The sequence below is a fragment of the Pseudomonas sp. Marseille-Q5115 genome (assembly GCF_916618905.1).
GTDB classification, from domain to species: Bacteria; Pseudomonadota; Gammaproteobacteria; order Pseudomonadales; family Pseudomonadaceae; genus Aquipseudomonas; species Aquipseudomonas japonica_A.
In genome coordinates this window covers 4,332,697-4,348,494 of sequence record NZ_CAKAKI010000001.1, presented here as the reverse complement: position 1 = coordinate 4,348,494, position 15,798 = coordinate 4,332,697, and the positions used below count along the sequence as shown (strand labels likewise).

The 15,798-nt window shown below is 60.9% G+C and carries 16 protein-coding genes; 12 read left to right on the top strand and 4 right to left on the bottom strand.

The window, feature by feature from the left end; translation table 11 throughout:
* The first annotated feature begins 84 nt into the window (after positions 1 to 84).
* The 6 genes from LG385_RS19820 (at position 85) to LG385_RS19795 (ending at position 6,472) form a co-directional block, all read left to right on the top strand.
* Entirely contained in the window at positions 85 to 1,182 is a 1,098-nt protein-coding gene (locus LG385_RS19820) for a polyamine ABC transporter substrate-binding protein (RefSeq protein ID WP_225775602.1), read from the top strand.
* 178 nt (positions 1,183 to 1,360) lie between these two features.
* Positions 1,361 to 2,455 (top strand): polyamine ABC transporter substrate-binding protein, encoded by a 1,095-nt coding sequence (locus tag LG385_RS19815; RefSeq protein WP_318781408.1) that lies wholly within the window; start codon positions 1,361 to 1,363, stop codon positions 2,453 to 2,455.
* 55 nt (positions 2,456 to 2,510) lie between these two features.
* Entirely contained in the window at positions 2,511 to 3,653 is a 1,143-nt protein-coding gene (gene potA, locus LG385_RS19810; RefSeq protein WP_181119118.1) for a polyamine ABC transporter ATP-binding protein, read from the top strand.
* Between the two features lie 32 nt (positions 3,654 to 3,685).
* The gene (locus LG385_RS19805) at positions 3,686 to 4,567 is read left to right on the top strand and encodes an ABC transporter permease subunit (protein ID WP_225776286.1); all 882 of its coding nucleotides are present in this window, start codon (positions 3,686 to 3,688) and stop codon (positions 4,565 to 4,567) included.
* A complete protein-coding gene (locus LG385_RS19800; RefSeq protein WP_181113813.1) occupies positions 4,564 to 5,460 on the top strand; it encodes an ABC transporter permease subunit in 897 nt (298 codons plus the stop codon). Before LG385_RS19805 ends, LG385_RS19800 begins: the two co-directional genes overlap by 4 nt.
* A gap of 73 nt (positions 5,461 to 5,533) precedes the next feature.
* Complete coding sequence (locus tag LG385_RS19795; protein WP_225775601.1) at positions 5,534 to 6,472, top strand: alpha/beta hydrolase; 939 nt, start codon at positions 5,534 to 5,536, stop codon at positions 6,470 to 6,472.
* Positions 6,473 to 6,486: 14 nt separating this feature from the next.
* Here LG385_RS19795 and LG385_RS19790 read toward each other — a convergent pair whose 3' ends face one another.
* The gene (locus tag LG385_RS19790) at positions 6,487 to 7,221 is read right to left on the bottom strand and encodes a hypothetical protein (RefSeq protein ID WP_225775600.1); all 735 of its coding nucleotides are present in this window, start codon (positions 7,219 to 7,221) and stop codon (positions 6,487 to 6,489) included.
* Positions 7,222 to 7,358: 137 nt separating this feature from the next.
* On the opposite strand from LG385_RS19790, the gene LG385_RS19785 reads away from it, so the two are divergent.
* Positions 7,359 to 7,982, top strand: a complete 624-nt coding sequence (locus tag LG385_RS19785; protein ID WP_225775599.1) for a 2OG-Fe(II) oxygenase — start codon at positions 7,359 to 7,361, stop codon at positions 7,980 to 7,982.
* A gap of 55 nt (positions 7,983 to 8,037) precedes the next feature.
* Here the strand turns inward: LG385_RS19785 and serA are convergent, their stop codons facing one another.
* Positions 8,038 to 9,267: a phosphoglycerate dehydrogenase gene (gene serA / locus LG385_RS19780; RefSeq protein WP_181113802.1), complete on the bottom strand. Its 1,230-nt coding sequence runs from the start codon at positions 9,265 to 9,267 to the stop codon at positions 8,038 to 8,040.
* 202 nt (positions 9,268 to 9,469) lie between these two features.
* Between serA and LG385_RS19775 the strand changes: the two genes are divergently transcribed.
* The 3 genes from LG385_RS19775 to LG385_RS19765 all read left to right on the top strand — a co-directional run bounded on the left by LG385_RS19775 (position 9,470) and on the right by LG385_RS19765 (position 12,130).
* Positions 9,470 to 10,135 carry a fumarylacetoacetate hydrolase family protein gene (locus LG385_RS19775; RefSeq protein WP_181113800.1) on the top strand — a complete coding sequence of 222 codons (666 nt, stop codon included), beginning with the start codon at positions 9,470 to 9,472 and terminating at the stop codon, positions 10,133 to 10,135.
* Between the two features lie 88 nt (positions 10,136 to 10,223).
* On the top strand, positions 10,224 to 11,162 hold the full coding sequence (locus LG385_RS19770; RefSeq protein WP_225775598.1) for an SdiA-regulated domain-containing protein: 939 nt from the start codon (positions 10,224 to 10,226) through the stop codon (positions 11,160 to 11,162).
* Positions 11,163 to 11,218: 56 nt separating this feature from the next.
* Positions 11,219 to 12,130 (top strand): SdiA-regulated domain-containing protein, encoded by a 912-nt coding sequence (locus LG385_RS19765; protein WP_225775597.1) that lies wholly within the window; start codon positions 11,219 to 11,221, stop codon positions 12,128 to 12,130.
* Between the two features lie 3 nt (positions 12,131 to 12,133).
* On the opposite strand, the gene rpiA is transcribed toward LG385_RS19765, so the two are convergent.
* Positions 12,134 to 12,805, bottom strand: a complete 672-nt coding sequence (gene rpiA, locus LG385_RS19760) for a ribose-5-phosphate isomerase RpiA (RefSeq protein WP_225775596.1) — start codon at positions 12,803 to 12,805, stop codon at positions 12,134 to 12,136.
* Between the two features lie 144 nt (positions 12,806 to 12,949).
* Here rpiA and ilvA point away from each other — a divergent pair, with 144 nt between their 5' ends.
* Positions 12,950 to 14,464: a threonine ammonia-lyase, biosynthetic gene (gene ilvA / locus LG385_RS19755; protein WP_181113792.1), complete on the top strand. Its 1,515-nt coding sequence runs from the start codon at positions 12,950 to 12,952 to the stop codon at positions 14,462 to 14,464.
* 35 nt (positions 14,465 to 14,499) lie between these two features.
* Here ilvA and LG385_RS19750 read toward each other — a convergent pair whose 3' ends face one another.
* Positions 14,500 to 15,156, bottom strand: coding sequence for an HAD family hydrolase (locus LG385_RS19750; RefSeq protein WP_181119114.1), 657 nt, complete (start codon positions 15,154 to 15,156; stop codon positions 14,500 to 14,502).
* Positions 15,157 to 15,296: 140 nt separating this feature from the next.
* Between LG385_RS19750 and LG385_RS19745 the strand changes: the two genes are divergently transcribed.
* The gene (locus LG385_RS19745; RefSeq protein ID WP_181113787.1) at positions 15,297 to 15,776 is read left to right on the top strand and encodes an RNA pyrophosphohydrolase; all 480 of its coding nucleotides are present in this window, start codon (positions 15,297 to 15,299) and stop codon (positions 15,774 to 15,776) included.
* The last annotated feature ends 22 nt before the right edge of the window (positions 15,777 to 15,798 follow it).

The following is a 15,798-nucleotide window of genomic DNA, read 5'->3' as shown; positions in this document are numbered from 1 at the left end:
AAGCCTGCGTTCCGGTTTACCGCCTCGCTGGTGAGGCACCGGCGCCCTTAAGGTGGTTTTTCAAAAAAATTTGGAGCATTACGCATGAAGAAATTTGGCAAGACGCTGCTCGCCATGTCGATGATGGGGGCCGTGGTCGGGGCAGTTCACGCTGATGACAAGGTTCTTCACGTGTACAACTGGTCCGACTACATCGCGCCAGACACCGTGAAGAAGTTTGAAGACGAGTCGGGCATCAAGGTCGTGTATGACGTGTTCGACAGCAACGAGACCCTGGAAGCCAAGCTGCTTGCAGGCAAGTCCGGCTACGACATCGTAGTGCCGTCGAACAACTTCCTGGCCAAGCAGATCAAGGCAGGCGTGTACCAGGAGCTGGACAAGTCCAAATTGCCAAACTGGAAAAACCTGGACGAGTCGCTGCTCAAGGCCGTAGGCGATGCCAGCGACCAGGGCAACAAGCATGCGTTCCCGTACATGTGGGGCACCATCGGTATCGGTTACAACCCCGAGAAAGTGAAGGCCGCGCTGGGTGTGGACAAGATCGACTCGTGGGACGTCCTGCTCAAGCCCGAGAACATCGCCAAGCTGAAATCCTGCGGCGTAAGCTTCCTGGATTCGCCAACCGAAATGCTGCCGGTAGCGCTGCATTATCTGGGTCTGCCAACCAACAGCCAGAAGAAGGAAGACCTCAAGCAGGCTGAAGAACTGTTCCTCAAGGTTCGCCCAAGCATCACCTACTTCCACTCTTCCAAGTACATTTCCGACCTGGCCACGGGCAACATCTGCGTGGCGGTAGGCTACTCGGGTGACGTGCAGCAGGCCAAGTCCCGTGCCGAAGAAGCCGGTGGCAAGGTGAAGGTCAGCTACACCATTCCCAAGGAAGGTGCGGGTACCTTCTATGACATGGTCGCCATTCCGAAGGATGCCGAAAACGTGGACGGCGCCTACAAGTTCATGAACTTCCTGCTCAAGCCGGAAGTGATGGCGGAAATCACTAATGCCGTGCAGTTCCCGAACGGCAACAAGGCGGCTACCGAGTTCGTGGACGATGCCATCAAGTCGGACTCGAACATCTACCCGTCGGACGAAGTGAAGGCCAAGTTCTATGCGATCTCTGACCTGCCGGCGGCCACTCAGCGTGAGATGACCCGCAGCTGGACCAAGATCAAATCGGGCAAGTAACCCGCCCTGCCCGGGCACCTGTCTGGCCATAGTTCTGGCAGGTGCCTGGGGTTTATCGACAGGCTTTTAACGAATTCATTTTGCCCGGCAGGTTTATCGAAGGTAAGTTGCGCCCCGGTTTTGTATCCCGGTCGGTTGATTGCCGTCTGAAAAAGATCACTTTCGAGAGGATTTCCACTTGGCTGACTCCCTGATTGGCAAGGCGCTGTTGCTCACCGCCGGGCTTGCACTCACGGCCGGCGCCCACGCGGCCGGCACGGTGAAGATCTACAACTGGTCCGACTACATTGGCGAGACCACGCTGGCCGACTTCGAGAAAGCGACTGGCATCAAGCCGTCGTATGACGTGTTCGATTCCAACGAGACGCTTGAGGGCAAGCTGCTGGCCGGCCATACCGGCTACGACGTGGTCGTGCCGTCGAATCACTTCCTTGGCAAGCAGATCAAGGCTGGCGTATTCCAGAAGCTGGATCGCGGCCAACTGCCGAACTGGAACCACCTGGACCCGGCCTTGATGAAGCGCCTGGAGGCTAACGATCCTGGTAACCAGTACGCCATTCCCTACCTGTGGGGCACCAATGGCATTGGCTACAACCCGCAGAAGGTGAAAGCCGTACTGGGTGTAGACACGATCGACTCCTGGGCCATGTTGTTCGAGCCCGAAAACATGAAAAAGCTGCAGAAGTGCGGCGTGGCGTTCCTCGATTCGCCAGACGAGATGATGCCTGCGGTACTTCAATACCTCGGGCTGGACCCCAATAGCACCAACCCGGAAGACTACAAGAAGGCCGAAGCCAAGTTGCTGGCTGTGCGCCCTTATGTTCGCTACTTCCATTCTTCCAAGTACATCACCGACCTGTCCTCGGGGAACATCTGCGTGGCGGCTGGCTTCTCGGGTGATGTATTCCAGGCGCGCAACCGCGCCAAGGAAGCGAAGAACGGCGTGAACGTCGCCTACGCTGTACCCAAGGAAGGCGGCAACCTCTGGTTCGACATGCTGGCTATTCCGGCCGATGCCAAGGACGTGAAAGAAGCCCATGCGTTCCTCAATTACCTGTTGGAGCCCAAAGTCATCGCCCAAGTGAGCGATTACGTCGGTTATGCCAACCCCAATCCCGAGGCCAAGACCGACATGGACGAGGCCGTGAGCGAAGACCCTGCGGTGTACCCGCCGCAGGACGTGCTCGACAAGGCGTATGTCAGCCACGAGCTGCCGCCTAACATTCAGCGCTTGATGACCCGCTCCTGGACCCGAATCAAGACGGGCAAGTAATTAACCTACGCCCGCCGGAGACGGCGGGCACGTGAAAAAAGTTGGGAGTTCGTTGATGGCCGTTGCCTCCAGTGCCTATAAGAAAGCCCTCGAAGGTGGCCAGCACCCCAAACAGGTGTTGGTCAAGATCGACCGGGTAACCAAAAAGTTCGACGAGACGATCGCTGTGGACGACGTGTCGCTGCAGATCCACAAGGGCGAAATCTTCGCTTTGCTGGGCGGATCGGGCTCGGGCAAGTCGACCCTGCTGCGTATGCTCGCGGGCTTCGAGCGGCCTACGGAAGGGCGGATTTTCCTCGACGGCGAGGACATCACCGACATGCCGCCCTACAAGCGGCCCATCAACATGATGTTCCAGTCCTATGCATTGTTCCCGCACATGACCGTTGCGCAGAACATTGCCTTCGGCCTGAAGCAGGACCGGATGCCCAGCGCCGAGATCGACGCCCGCGTGGCCGAAATGCTCAAGCTGGTGCACATGACCCAGTACGCCCGGCGCAAGCCGCATCAATTGTCCGGTGGCCAGCGCCAGCGGGTTGCACTGGCCCGTTCCCTGGCCAAGCGGCCCAAGCTGTTGCTGCTCGATGAGCCCATGGGTGCGCTGGACAAGAAGCTGCGTTCGGAAATGCAGCTGGAGCTGGTGGAAATCATCGAGCGCGTAGGCGTGACCTGCGTGATGGTGACCCACGACCAGGAAGAGGCCATGACCATGGCCCAGCGCATTGCGATCATGCACCTGGGCTGGATCGCTCAGATCGGCAGCCCTGTGGATATCTACGAAACCCCGACCAGCCGGTTGGTGTGCGAATTCATCGGCAACGTCAACCTGTTCGACGGTGAAGTCATCGAGGACATGGAAGGCTACGCACTGATCAGCTCGCCTGAGCTGGAGCGCACTATCTACGTGGGCCACGGTGTGAGTACGGCCGCGCAGGACAAGAGCGTGACCTACGCGATCCGCCCGGAAAAGCTCCTCGTTACGGTCGAGCAACCCTCCACCGAGCACAACTGGTCGCGCGGCAAGGTGCATGACATCGCCTACCTGGGCGGGCACTCGGTGTTCCACGTCCAGCTGCCCAGCGGCAAGATCGTGCAGTCGTTCGTAGCCAACGCGGAGCGTCGTGGCGCGCGGCCGACCTGGGACGACGAAGTGTTCGTATGGTGGGAAGACGACAGCGGCGTGGTGCTCCGGTCATGAACAAGAAGCTAAAGCGTATCTATAACCGCTGGATGCCGGGTGGCCGGCAAGTGGTCATCGGGATTCCCTTCCTATGGCTGTTCCTGTTCTTCATGTTGCCGTTCTTCATCGTTCTGAAGATCAGCTTTGCCGAAGCGGATGTGGCCATCCCGCCGTATACCGATATCTGGCAGTACGCCGAAGGCAAGATCGACATCGCGCTGAACCTGGCCAACTACTTGCTGCTGGGCGACGACGAGTTGTATTTCTCGGCGTACCTGGGCTCGTTGAAGATGGCGTTCTTCAGCACCTTGCTGTGCGTACTGATCGGTTACCCGATGGCATACGCGATGTCGGTGGCCAAGAAGGAAACCCAGACAGTGTTGCTGCTGCTGATCATGATGCCGACCTGGACGGCCATCCTGATTCGGGTGTACGCCTGGATGGGCCTGCTGAGCAACAATGGCTTGCTCAATGGCTTCCTGATGTACCTGGGCGTGATCGACCAGCCCCTGCAGATCCTGAACACCAACCTGGCGGTGTACATCGGCGTGGTGTACTCCTACCTGCCGTTCATGATCCTGCCGCTGTTCGCCAACCTGGTGAAGCATGACCAAAGCCTGTTGGAGGCCGCATCGGACCTGGGCTCCAGCCGCTTCAACAACTTCTGGAAAATCACCGTGCCGCTGTCAAAGAACGGCATTGTGGCCGGTTGCATGCTGGTGTTCATCCCTGTTGTGGGTGAGTTCGTGATCCCCGAACTGCTCGGCGGCCCGGAAACCCTGATGATCGGCAAGGTGCTGTGGCAAGAGTTCTTCAATAACCGCGACTGGCCCGTAGCCTCGGCGCTGGCGGTGGTGATGCTGGCACTGTTGATCGTGCCCATTCTTCTCTTCAACCGTAGCCAGGCCAAAGAGATGGAGGGCAAGGTATGAATTCCCGGTTCCGATTTTCAACCTTCATGCTGTGGGCGGGCTTGACCTTCATCTACGCGCCCATGCTGATCCTGGTGATCTTCTCGTTCAACGCCTCGCGCCTGGTAACGGTGTGGGGCGGGTGGTCGGTGAAGTGGTACGTGGGGCTGATGCACAACGATCAACTGATGAGCGCAGTGTTCCGCTCGCTGGAGATCGCCACCTACACGGCCATTTCTTCGGTGATATTGGGCACCCTGGCAGCGTTCGTGCTCACCCGCGTGGCAAGATTCAAGGGCCGTACCCTGTTCGGTGGCCTGGTTACCGCACCGCTGGTAATGCCTGAAGTGATCACCGGCCTCTCGCTGCTGCTGTTGTTCGTGGCAATGGCGCAAGTGATCGGCTGGCCGCAGGAGCGTGGTGTACCTACCATCTGGATCGCTCACACCACCTTCTGCGCCGCCTATGTGGCAGTGGTGGTGTCGGCACGATTGCGCGAGCTGGACCTGTCCATCGAGGAAGCGGCCATGGACCTGGGCGCGCGGCCATGGAAGGTGTTCCTGTTGATCACGATTCCAATGATCGCGCCGTCACTGGCGGCGGGCGGGATGATGTCCTTCGCCTTGTCGTTGGATGACCTGGTGCTGGCCAGCTTCGTGGCGGGGCCTGGCTCCACCACCCTGCCAATGGAAGTGTTCTCTCAGGTGCGCCTGGGTGTGAAGCCGGAGATCAACGCCATTGCCAGCCTTATCCTGCTGGTAGTGTCGATCTTTACCTTCTTCGTGTGGTTCTTCAGCCGCCGTGCCGAGGAGCGCCGCCGCCGGGCTATCCAGCAGGCGATCGAGGAAGCCGCCGTGGCCAACTCGTCCCAGCCAGACCCGCGTCGCGCCAGCGCCGAAGCCGTTTCGGCCTGACGCGCCAGCAAGCAAGGCCTTGTTTGTCAGCGGGAAGAGGGGGTAGGGTTACCCGTATAACCGGGTAGCCCACATGACTTCGACGTTCCATCCCGACCGGCTGCGTGCCAGCCTTTGCTCACTGAACGACGCCCGCCCCTTGTGTGAGCAGGGGGTGGCGTATCAGCGCTTCTACGGGCTCGACCTTCCTGGTTTCGCGGTACGGTTCGATACCCATCTAGGCCTTTTTGAAGCCGAAGGGTTCGACCTGGTGTGCCAGGCCTGGGTGCCTCGACAGCCCCGCGGCACTCTGGTGCTGCTGCACGGTTTCTACGACCACATGGGCCTGTTCCGTCACGTGATCGAATGGGCACTCGGGTGCGGGCTTGCGGTGGTGTCCTGCGACCTGCCAGGCCATGGGCTGTCGAGCGGCCCGCGCGCCAGTATCGAAGACTTCGCTCACTACCAGTCAATGCTTGACGGCCTGCTGGCGCAGGCGACTAGCTTGCACCTGCCCAGGCCTTGGCATGTGCTTGGCCAAAGCACGGGCGGCGCCATTGTGATTGACCACGCCTTGCACCGGGGCGATAACAGCCTTATCGACGGGCGCCTGATATTACTGGCGCCGTTGGTGCGACCGCGCGCATGGGCCCGCTCGAAGCTCAGCTACCGGGTGCTTAGCCCTTTTGTGGATGGCATCGCCCGGCGGTTCAGCGAAAACAGCAACGACCCCGCGTTTCTGCCGTTTCTGCGCGCCGACCCCCTTCAGCCGCTGCGGTTGCCCACTGCATGGGTGGGTGCGCTGGTGAAGTGGATCAACCGCATCGAAGCCGCCCCCGCTTGCAAACATACGCCCGTGATTGTGCAAGGTGAGCAGGACATGACAGTGGATTGGCGATACAACCTTCGAGTGCTGGAGCGCAAGTTCAGGCAACCGGAAATACTACGTATACCCTCTGCGCGCCATCACTTGGCCAATGAGGCGGTACACATTCGCGAGCAGTACCTGCGATTTCTGGAAAGGTATTTCTAGCGCTTGCTCCTGGCTTAGCGCGCGCCTACGGCCAGACCAGCCTTCACGGCCGCCAGCGCGGCCTTGTAGTAGGCCTGGCCTTCCGGAGACTCGGCAAAGGCCACAAACTCTTCCAGTTCAGGATCGCTCAGTTCGCGATAAACGTAGAGCAGGGTGTTGTCCAGGTCCACGCCAATCTGCTGCTGCAAGCGTTCACGCTGCCCATCCAGCAGGCTTTGCGCCGAGCTGCCGCCCAGCAAGCCCGGAATCATCGAGCTGAGGCTGTCGGCGGCCACACCGGCAATGGCCAGGCTCACTTCGGCACCGGCCTCTCGAGCCGGAAGCGCCCGGGCCAAGTGGCCGATCAGTAACTGACGGGTATCACTGGCCTGCATTTTGGGCAGGCCCTGCGCGTTGCGGGCAAGTTGGTCCGAACGGGTTGCCAGCAATTCAGCGGCAACGATCTTGCGCCCTAACGCAGATTGAAAGAACGCCAGCGCGGGCTGTGGGTTGGCCAATGCCTGCCGCAGGCTGCCTTCGGCACGCTGGTCTACCGCCTGGGGGGCAAAGCGCTGATTGCTGTTGTTGACCAATGCCTGGAACACTGCCGGCGGCAGGCTGTTCTGATAGCGCTGCTGCGCGGCGCGCAGCGCGTCGGTGAAGTGCACGCGTTGCTCTGGCCAACCGGCTGCCTTATAGAGCTCGTCGTGGATGTCTGCCCACGCCGGCAAGGCGCAGCACATCAACACAACGGAAAGAAAACGACGCATGAGGGACTCCTGTCGGCAGGGCGCTATTGTCCGTGTCGTCGGCGGCATTTGTCGAGAGAGGCGAGGCGGTGACCGATGAAACTCGCGTTTCGCCGGGGGGATCTGTTGGTTTATGCGGCGGGTCGCTACCATGTGCCATGAACATTTCTCTCGATCATCCGCTGTTTGCCCGAATCGCTTCCGACCTCGCCAGCCACGGGTGGTCGCAGCAGAATATTTTTCTCCCCAGCGCGCTAACCGAGGAGCTGGCGCGGGACTGCCTCGAACGCGCCCGCCTTGGCCAGCTCAAGCCGGCGGCCACGGGGCGCGGTGTGACGGCGCAGGTGCGAGAGGGCATCCGTGGGGATGCTATCGAGTGGGTGGAGCGGGGCCAGAGCGCGCCAGTCGATCGGTATCTGGGCCTGATGGAAAGCCTGCGGCAAAGCCTCAATCAGTCCCTGTTCCTCGGGCTTGAAGATTTCGAGAGCCACTTCGCCTGCTACCCGCCCGGCGCTTATTACCTGCGCCATCTGGACCGCTTCAACGACGACGACCGGCGCAGTGTGTCTACCGTTGCGTACCTGAATCAGGCCTGGTTGCCCGAAGACGGCGGGCAGCTACGGCTCTACTTGCCAGGCGAGCGAATTCACGACGTGGTACCCACCGGTGGCGCGCTGGTGGTGTTCTTGTCGGACCAGATTCCTCATGAGGTATTGCCTGCCCAGCGGGAGCGCTTGTCACTCACGGGCTGGTTCCGGCGCCGGGGCTCGGGCCCTTTATAAGGCCCGAAACCTGTGCCGGCTATGAGGGCCGCCCCGAACGAGGCGGCCAAGCGGCTTAGAACAGCACGCGACTGCGGATGGTGCCTTTGATGTGCTGCAACTTGGCTTGCGCCAGGTCGGAGTACTCGGCGTCCACATCAATGACCACATAACCAACCTTTTCGTTGGTTTGCAGGAACTGGCCAGAGATGTTGATGCCGTTCTCGGCAAACACCTTGTTGATTTCGCTGAGCACGCCCGGGATGTTTTCGTGGATGTGCAGCAAGCGGTGCTTGCCAGGGTGCGCCGGCAGGGCCACTTCCGGGAAGTTGACCGAGGACACCGAGGTACCGTTGTCGCTGTACTTGACCAGCTTTTCGGCCACTTCCAGGCCGATGTTGGCTTGCGCCTCGGCGGTGGAACCACCGATGTGCGGGGTGAGGATCACGTTGTCCAGGCCACGCAGCGGGCTTTCGAAGATATCGTCGTTCGAGCGCGGCTCCACCGGGAACACGTCGATGGCGGCGCCAATCAGGTGCTTGTCCTTGATCGCTTCAGCCAGGGCCTCGAGGCGAACCACGGTGCCGCGGGCAGCGTTGATCAGGATGCCGCCCTTTTTCATCGCGCGGATTTCTTCTTCGCCGATCATCCACTTGGTGGATGGCAGCTCGGGCACATGCAGCGAGACGATGTCTGCCAGGCCCAGCAGCTCCTTGAGCGTGGGCACCTGGGTAGCGTTACCCAGCGGCAGCTTGGTCAGCGGGTCGTAGAAGAACACTTGCATGCCCAGGCCCTCGGCCAGGACCGACAGCTGGGTACCGATGGAGCCATAACCGACGATGCCGAGCTTTTTGCCGCGAATCTCGAACGAGTTGGCCGCGCTCTTGATCCAGCCGCCACGGTGGCAGGAGGCGTTCTTTTCCGGAATGCCGCGAAGCAGAAGGATGGCTTCGGCCAATACCAGCTCGGCGACCGAGCGGGTATTGGAGTAGGGCGCGTTGAACACCGCAATGCCGCGCTCGCGGGCAGCGTTGAGGTCAACCTGGTTGGTGCCGATGCAGAAGCAGCCGACCGCGACCAGCTTCTTCGCGCGGTCGAAGAGCTCTTCGGTCAGATGAGTGCGCGAGCGGATGCCGATGAAGTGGGCGTCGGCGATCTTTTCCTTCAGCTCTGCTTCCGGCAGGGAACTGGAGTGATACTCGATGTTGGTGTAACCGGCCGCCTTGAGCGTGTCCACGGCGGTTTGGTGTACGCCTTCGAGAAGAAGGAACTTGATCTTGCTCTTGTCGAGAGAAGTCTTGCTCATCTGCTTAAACCTGGTTCCGGAAAAATGGCAGGGAAAGGAACGCCCGCTGCGCTCGGGCTGCCCATCTGCAGCCTTGTAGCGGGGGCGTATGCTAGCATGTTCGCCTTCCCTGGAACCCGCCCCAGACGTGAATATGGCTCAGGCGCCGCATGAGCGGATCGCGGGTTCGCTTACTTTTCCGCGTTCCTTCGAGGTGTAGATAATGAGCTACCAGCACCAGTACGCCGACGGTACCCACATTCATTTCCCGCTGGGGAAAGTGGTGTGTATCGGCCGCAACTATGCCGAACACGCCCATGAACTGAACAACCCGGTACCGGCCGAGCCGCTGCTGTTCATCAAGCCGGGTAGCTGTGTGGTGCCCGCAGCAGGCGGATTCAAGATCCCGGCCGAACGAGGCTCGGTACACTACGAAACCGAAATCGCGGTACTGCTGGGCAAGGCGCTTTCCACTCAGCCCAGCGAGGAAGAAGTACTGGACGCGATTTCAGGCTTTGCACCGGCGCTGGACCTGACCCTGCGTGATGTGCAAGCCAAGCTCAAGGAAAAGGGGCTGCCCTGGGAGCTGGCCAAGTCGTTCGATGGCGCTTGTGTGCTGGCGCCTTTCGTTGCGGCCAGTACCTTCGAGGACCTGACGGACATTCCCGTACGGCTTACCCTGAATGGGGAAGTGCGGCAGGATGGCAGTAGCGCCTCCATGCTCAACCCGATCGTGCCGATGATTCAGTACATGGCCGCGCATTTCTCGCTGCACGCCGGTGATGTGATTCTCACTGGAACCCCGGCAGGCGTGGGGCCGCTGGCCAGCGGGGACCAGCTCGTACTGGAGTTGCCGGGCGCAACCCGGGTAGAAACTCACGTGGTGTGAAGCGGTTGGCGAAGCGGCTGTTTCCCATTTTTTTCACATTGCGTGCGGATAATGCGCTGGCCCTTCAGCCCTGACCTCAGGTATTCCCATGCCCACAGCCGCCTTGCCTTCCGCCACCACACCGCGCCGCTCGGCCCGGCGGCTGCGCCTGTGGCTGATCGGCGTTGCGGCGGTTGCCATTGCCTACACCGTAGCGGCTATCCTGCACTGGGACGATCGCGGGTTACTGTGGCTCAAGGAGCGATTCACGTCTCCAGCAGCCCAGGCGCAGGCGATCTGGCTGCCAGGCTACCGCGCTACCGTCGATGCCAAGCCGCTGCCGGGCATGGAGGACGACGAAGCGTCCGACCTTACTTACGACCCTGCCAGCCGTACACTTTATTCGGTCATGGGCAAACATCCCTTCCTGGTTCAGCTCACGCTGCAAGGGGATGTGCTGCGCAAGTTGCCCCTCGTCGGCTGGAGCAACCCTGAAGGCGTCGCCATGCTCGGAGATGGCCGAATGGCGATCACCGACGAGCGCTTGCATACCGTGACGGTGGTCAAGGTAGAGCCCAACACCACGGCGCTGAATTACGCGGATTTCCCGAAGATCAACCTCGGTACTTCACCCAGTGCGAACAAGGGGTTCGAAGGCGTGGCCTGGGATCCCCGCCACCAGCGGCTGCTGGTTGGACAAGAGCGGCCGACTACGCTGTTCAGCCTCAAGCTAGGCGAAAACGGCAGCTTCGTACCAGACCGGGTGCTCGTGCCTAACAACGCCATGGACATGCGCAACCTGTCAGCCGTAGGCGTGGATCCCCGCACGGGCCACCTGCTGCTGCTTTCGGCCGATTCCCATCTGCTGATGGAAGCGGACAACAATGGGGAGCCAGTAAGCTTCATGGCGCTGCTTGGGGGCTTCAATGGCATCGCTAATACCATCCCGCGCGCCGAAGGCGTGGCCATGGACGAGCAAGGCACCTTGTACATGGTCAGTGAGCCCAACCTGTTCTACGCCTTCAAGAAAAATCAGGGCGGCTCTTAAGTCCGGGTTCAGCCGGCTGTGGTTTCATGTCGGGGTCTTCCATTGGTGAACCTTCCATGTACCTTTCCCTTAACGTTCGCCTGGTTCGCCTGGCGCTGTTGCTTCTGATACTTGCCCTTGGCGCCAGTGCCGCTTACTTCACCCGAACGCCTGCCAGCGCGTGGTTCGCCATCAGCCAATGGTTCTCACCCGGCCGCTCTGCGCTAGGGCTTGCGGATTATCGGGCCGCGCTTCAGGCGCAGCCCATCGAGGGACTGAACGGAGATGTTTCGGCACTGACGTACGACCCGGATCGCAACACCCTATTTACGGTGACCAACAAAACCCCCGAGCTGGTAGAGCTGTCCCTGAACGGGGACGTACTTCGGCGCATTGCCTTGATTGGGTTTTCCGACCCGGAGGCCGTGGAATACATCGCCCCCGGCACTTATGTGATCAGTGACGAACGCCAACAGCGCCTGGTGCAGGTGGAAGTCAGCGACGCAACGGCCAGCGTGGACATCGCAAGCGGCCATCAGTTGGCCCTGGGCCTGGGGTTGAACGGCAACAAGGGCTTCGAGGGCCTGGCCTATGACCTTTCAAGCAAGCGTTTGTATGTGGCCAAGGAGCGGGACCCGGTGCGTATTTATGAAGTGAGCGGTTTCCCGCTGGGGAGTAATGGCCCTGTGGCCATCAGCGTGTCGGAAAACAGGCAACGGGATCGCGCCATGTTCGTGAAGGACCTGTCCAGCCTGCAGTTCGATCCCGGTAGTGGGCACCTGCTGATCGTTTCCGATGAATCCCGGGTGGTGGTAGAGCTGGACCCCGATGGCAAGCCCATCGCCAGCCTTTCGCTGGTCGAAGGGGCCGCCGGGCTGAAGCGCGCAGTGCCTCAACCCGAAGGCGTTGCCATGGACACTGCAGGCAACCTGTACATGGTCAGCGAGCCGAACCTCTTCTATCGCTTCGAACCCCGGCCCTCTCAGTAACAGTCAGCGGGTGTAGGTTTTCACACCCTCAGGCGTGCCCAGCAGCAGCAAGTCAGCGGGGCGGGCGGCAAACAGGCCATTGGTGACCACGCCGACGATCTGGTTGATGCTCGCTTCGAGGCTTACCGGGTCAGTAATGTGCAGGTTGTGCACATCCAGGATGATATTGCCGTTATCGGTCAGCACGCCATCACGATAAACCGGGTCCCCGCCCAGCTTGACCAGCTCACGGGCCACGTGGCTACGCGCCATGGGCACTACTTCCACGGGTAGCGGGAACTGCCCGAGCACCGGCACCAGTTTGCTGGCATCGGCGATGCAGATGAAACGTAGAGCGACCGCGGCCACGATCTTTTCCCGAGTAAGTGCCGCGCCGCCGCCCTTGATCAGGTGCAAGCGCTCGTCGCTTTCATCGGTGCCGTCCACGTAAAACTCCAGCTCGCCGACGGTGTTGAGGTCGTAGACCGGAATGCCATGCCCCTTCAAGCGCGCGGCGGTAGCTTCGGAGCTGGCCACTGCGCCGTCGAAGGCCCCCTTGTGGCGCGCAAGCGCATCGATGAACAGGTTGGCGGTCGACCCTGTGCCCACCCCGACAATGCTCTTGTCCGTAAGGCTGGGCAAAATGTGGTCGACGGCTGCCTGGGCCACGGCCTGTTTGAGTTGATCCTGGGTCATGCTGGCGCTCCGCAAGGGGCTGGTGATCGAAAAGGGGCCGCATTATAGCCATACGGGCGGCGTAAACCTTGCCCCGATGTGGTGGGCGGGCAGAGCCGTGGGGTAGACTCGCGGGTCTGGTTCTCTTGCAGTGACTGTGCGCCCATGCTCGAACAGTACGTTAAAAAGATTCTCACCTCGCGCGTTTATGACGTGGCGGTTGAAACCCCGCTCCAACCGGCCAATCAGCTGTCTCGCCGGCTGCATAACCATGTGCTGCTAAAGCGCGAGGATCTGCAGCCGGTGTTCTCGTTCAAGGTGCGCGGGGCTTACAATAAGCTCTCGCAACTCACCGACGCTGAGCGCAGCCGTGGTGTCGTCACCGCTTCAGCGGGCAACCATGCCCAGGGCCTGGCGCTGGCGGCACGCGAAATGGGCGTGCAGGCCGTGATCGTGATGCCCAAGACCACGCCGGAGATCAAGGTAGAAGGCGTGCGCTCGCGCGGCGGCAAGGTCGTGCTGCAGGGTGACTCGTTCCCCGAAGCCCTGGCCTGGTCGCTCAAGCTGGTAGAGGAAAAGGGCTATGTGTACATCCATCCCTACGACGACCCGGACACCATCGCCGGCCAGGGAACGGTCGCGATGGAAATCTTGCGTCAGCACCAAGGCCCTCTGGATGCGATCTTCGTTCCGGTGGGCGGCGGCGGGCTGATCTCCGGCATAGCGGCCTATGTGAAATACCTGCGCCCGGAGGTGAAAATCATTGCCGTAGAGCCTGACGACTCCAACTGCCTGCAGGCGGCCCTCGCGGCAGGCACGCGGGTGGTGCTACCTCAGGTGGGGCTGTTCGCGGACGGCGTGGCTGTCGCGCAAATCGGTGAACATACCTTCGAGATCTGCCGCCGTTATGTCGATGAGGTTATCACCGTCAGCAGCGATGAAATCTGCGCTGCGATCAAGGATATCTACGACGATACCCGCTCGATCACTGAGCCAGCTGGGGCACTGGGCGTAGCTGGCATCAAGAAGTACGTGGAAAGCCGGGGTGTGACGGGGCAAACCCTTATCGCGATCGACTCCGGCGCCAACGTGAACTTCGACCGCCTGCGCCATGTGGCCGAGCGTGCCGAGCTAGGGGAAGGCCGAGAGGCCATCATCGCTGTCACCATTCCCGAGCGCCCCGGCAGCTTCAAGGCCTTCTGCGAGGCGGTGGGCAAGCGGCAGATCACTGAATTCAACTACCGGTACCACACCGGCGCTGAGGCGCACATATTCGTAGGGGTTCAAACCCACCCGGAAACCGACCCGCGCGCCGCGTTGATAGCAAGCCTCACCGCGCAGGGGTTCCCTGTTCAGGACCTGACCGACAACGAGCTGGCCAAGCTGCATATCCGCCACATGGTAGGCGGCCACGCGGTCAAGGTGAGCGACGAAATGGTGCTGCGCTTCGAGTTCCCGGAGCGGCCAGGCGCCTTGTTCAACTTCCTCAACCGGCTGGGCGGGCGCTGGAACATCTCGATGTTCCACTATCGCAACCATGGCGCGGCGGACGGTCGAGTGGTAGCCGGGCTTCAGGTGCCCGTCGTCGAGCGCGACCAGGTATATGCCGCGCTCGAAGAAATCGGTTATCCGTTCTGGGATGAAACGGACAACCCCGCGTATCAGCTGTTTCTGGGGTAGCGGGACCGGGGGGCGGCCTCAGCGTCCCCCAGTAATCAATCCCGCAGCGAAATCACCTTCCAGCCCCGGCGCATCGCCTCGCCATGCAGCACAGGGTCTGGGTCCACCGCAACCGGATGCGCCACGCGCTCGAGCAACGGCATGTCGTTCATCGAGTCGCTATAGAAGTAGCTGTCTTCAAGGCTGAGGCCTGTTTCGGCAAGCCAGCGTTCCAGTCGCGTGACCTTTCCTTCACGGAAGCACGGCACATCTATGCTGCGGCCGGTGTAACGGTCACCCTCCATTTCGCACTCGGTGGCCAGCAAGGTTTCCACCCCCAGGCGCTCGGCGATGGGGCCGGTGACGAAGCGGTTGGTCGCGGTAATGATCACCAGCTTGTCGCCTGCCTGGCGATGTTGTTCGAGCAATGCCAGTGCCTTGGGGAGGATGATCGGCTCCACGCACTCGCGCATGAACGCGGCGTGCCATTCCTTCAGTTGGGCCGGCTCGGTGGCCGCGAGAATTTCCAGGCTGAAGTTCAGGTATGCCTGCAGATCCAGCTTGCCGGCCAGGTAATCCTGATAGAACGCGTCGTTGCGCGCCTTGTATTCCACCGGGTCCAGTATGCCCTTGGCGCAGAGGTAATCGCCCCAGGCATGGTCGCTGTCGCCGCCTAGCAGCGTGTTATCGAGGTCAAAAAGGGCCAGACGCATGAATTCACTCGTATTGACGGCGGAGATGCTTCACAGAATACGGCCTTTTATTAATGCTGCACATAACGCTATAACCCTCGTTGCTGCTCTGCCGGGCTTTGTGGAACAATGCCCGAACATGCGTTTGCGAGGTTGCCGCCGTGATCGACCCCGATGGATTCCGCCCCAATGTAGGCATCATTCTTACCAATGATGCAGGCCAGGTGCTATGGGCGCGCCGGATCAATCAGGATGCCTGGCAGTTTCCCCAAGGTGGCATCAATCCCGAAGAAACGCCGGAGCAGGCGTTGTATCGCGAGCTGAATGAAGAAGTAGGCCTTGAGCGCCAGGACGTGGAGATTCTTGCCTGCACCCGCGGCTGGCTGCGCTACCGTCTACCCCAGCGGCTGGTGCGTACCCACAGCCAGCCGTTGTGCATCGGGCAGAAGCAAAAGTGGTTCCTGCTGCGCCTTGTGAGCAACGAGCAGCGCGTGCGGATGGACCTTACCGGCAAGCCGGAATTCGACGGCTGGCGGTGGGTCAGTTATTGGTATCCGCTCGGGCAGGTAGTGACGTTCAAGCGGGAAGTGTATCGCCGGGCCTTGAAAGAATTGGCGCCACGCCTCTTATCGCGCGACTGACGACGGAGTTCGACCCCGAGCC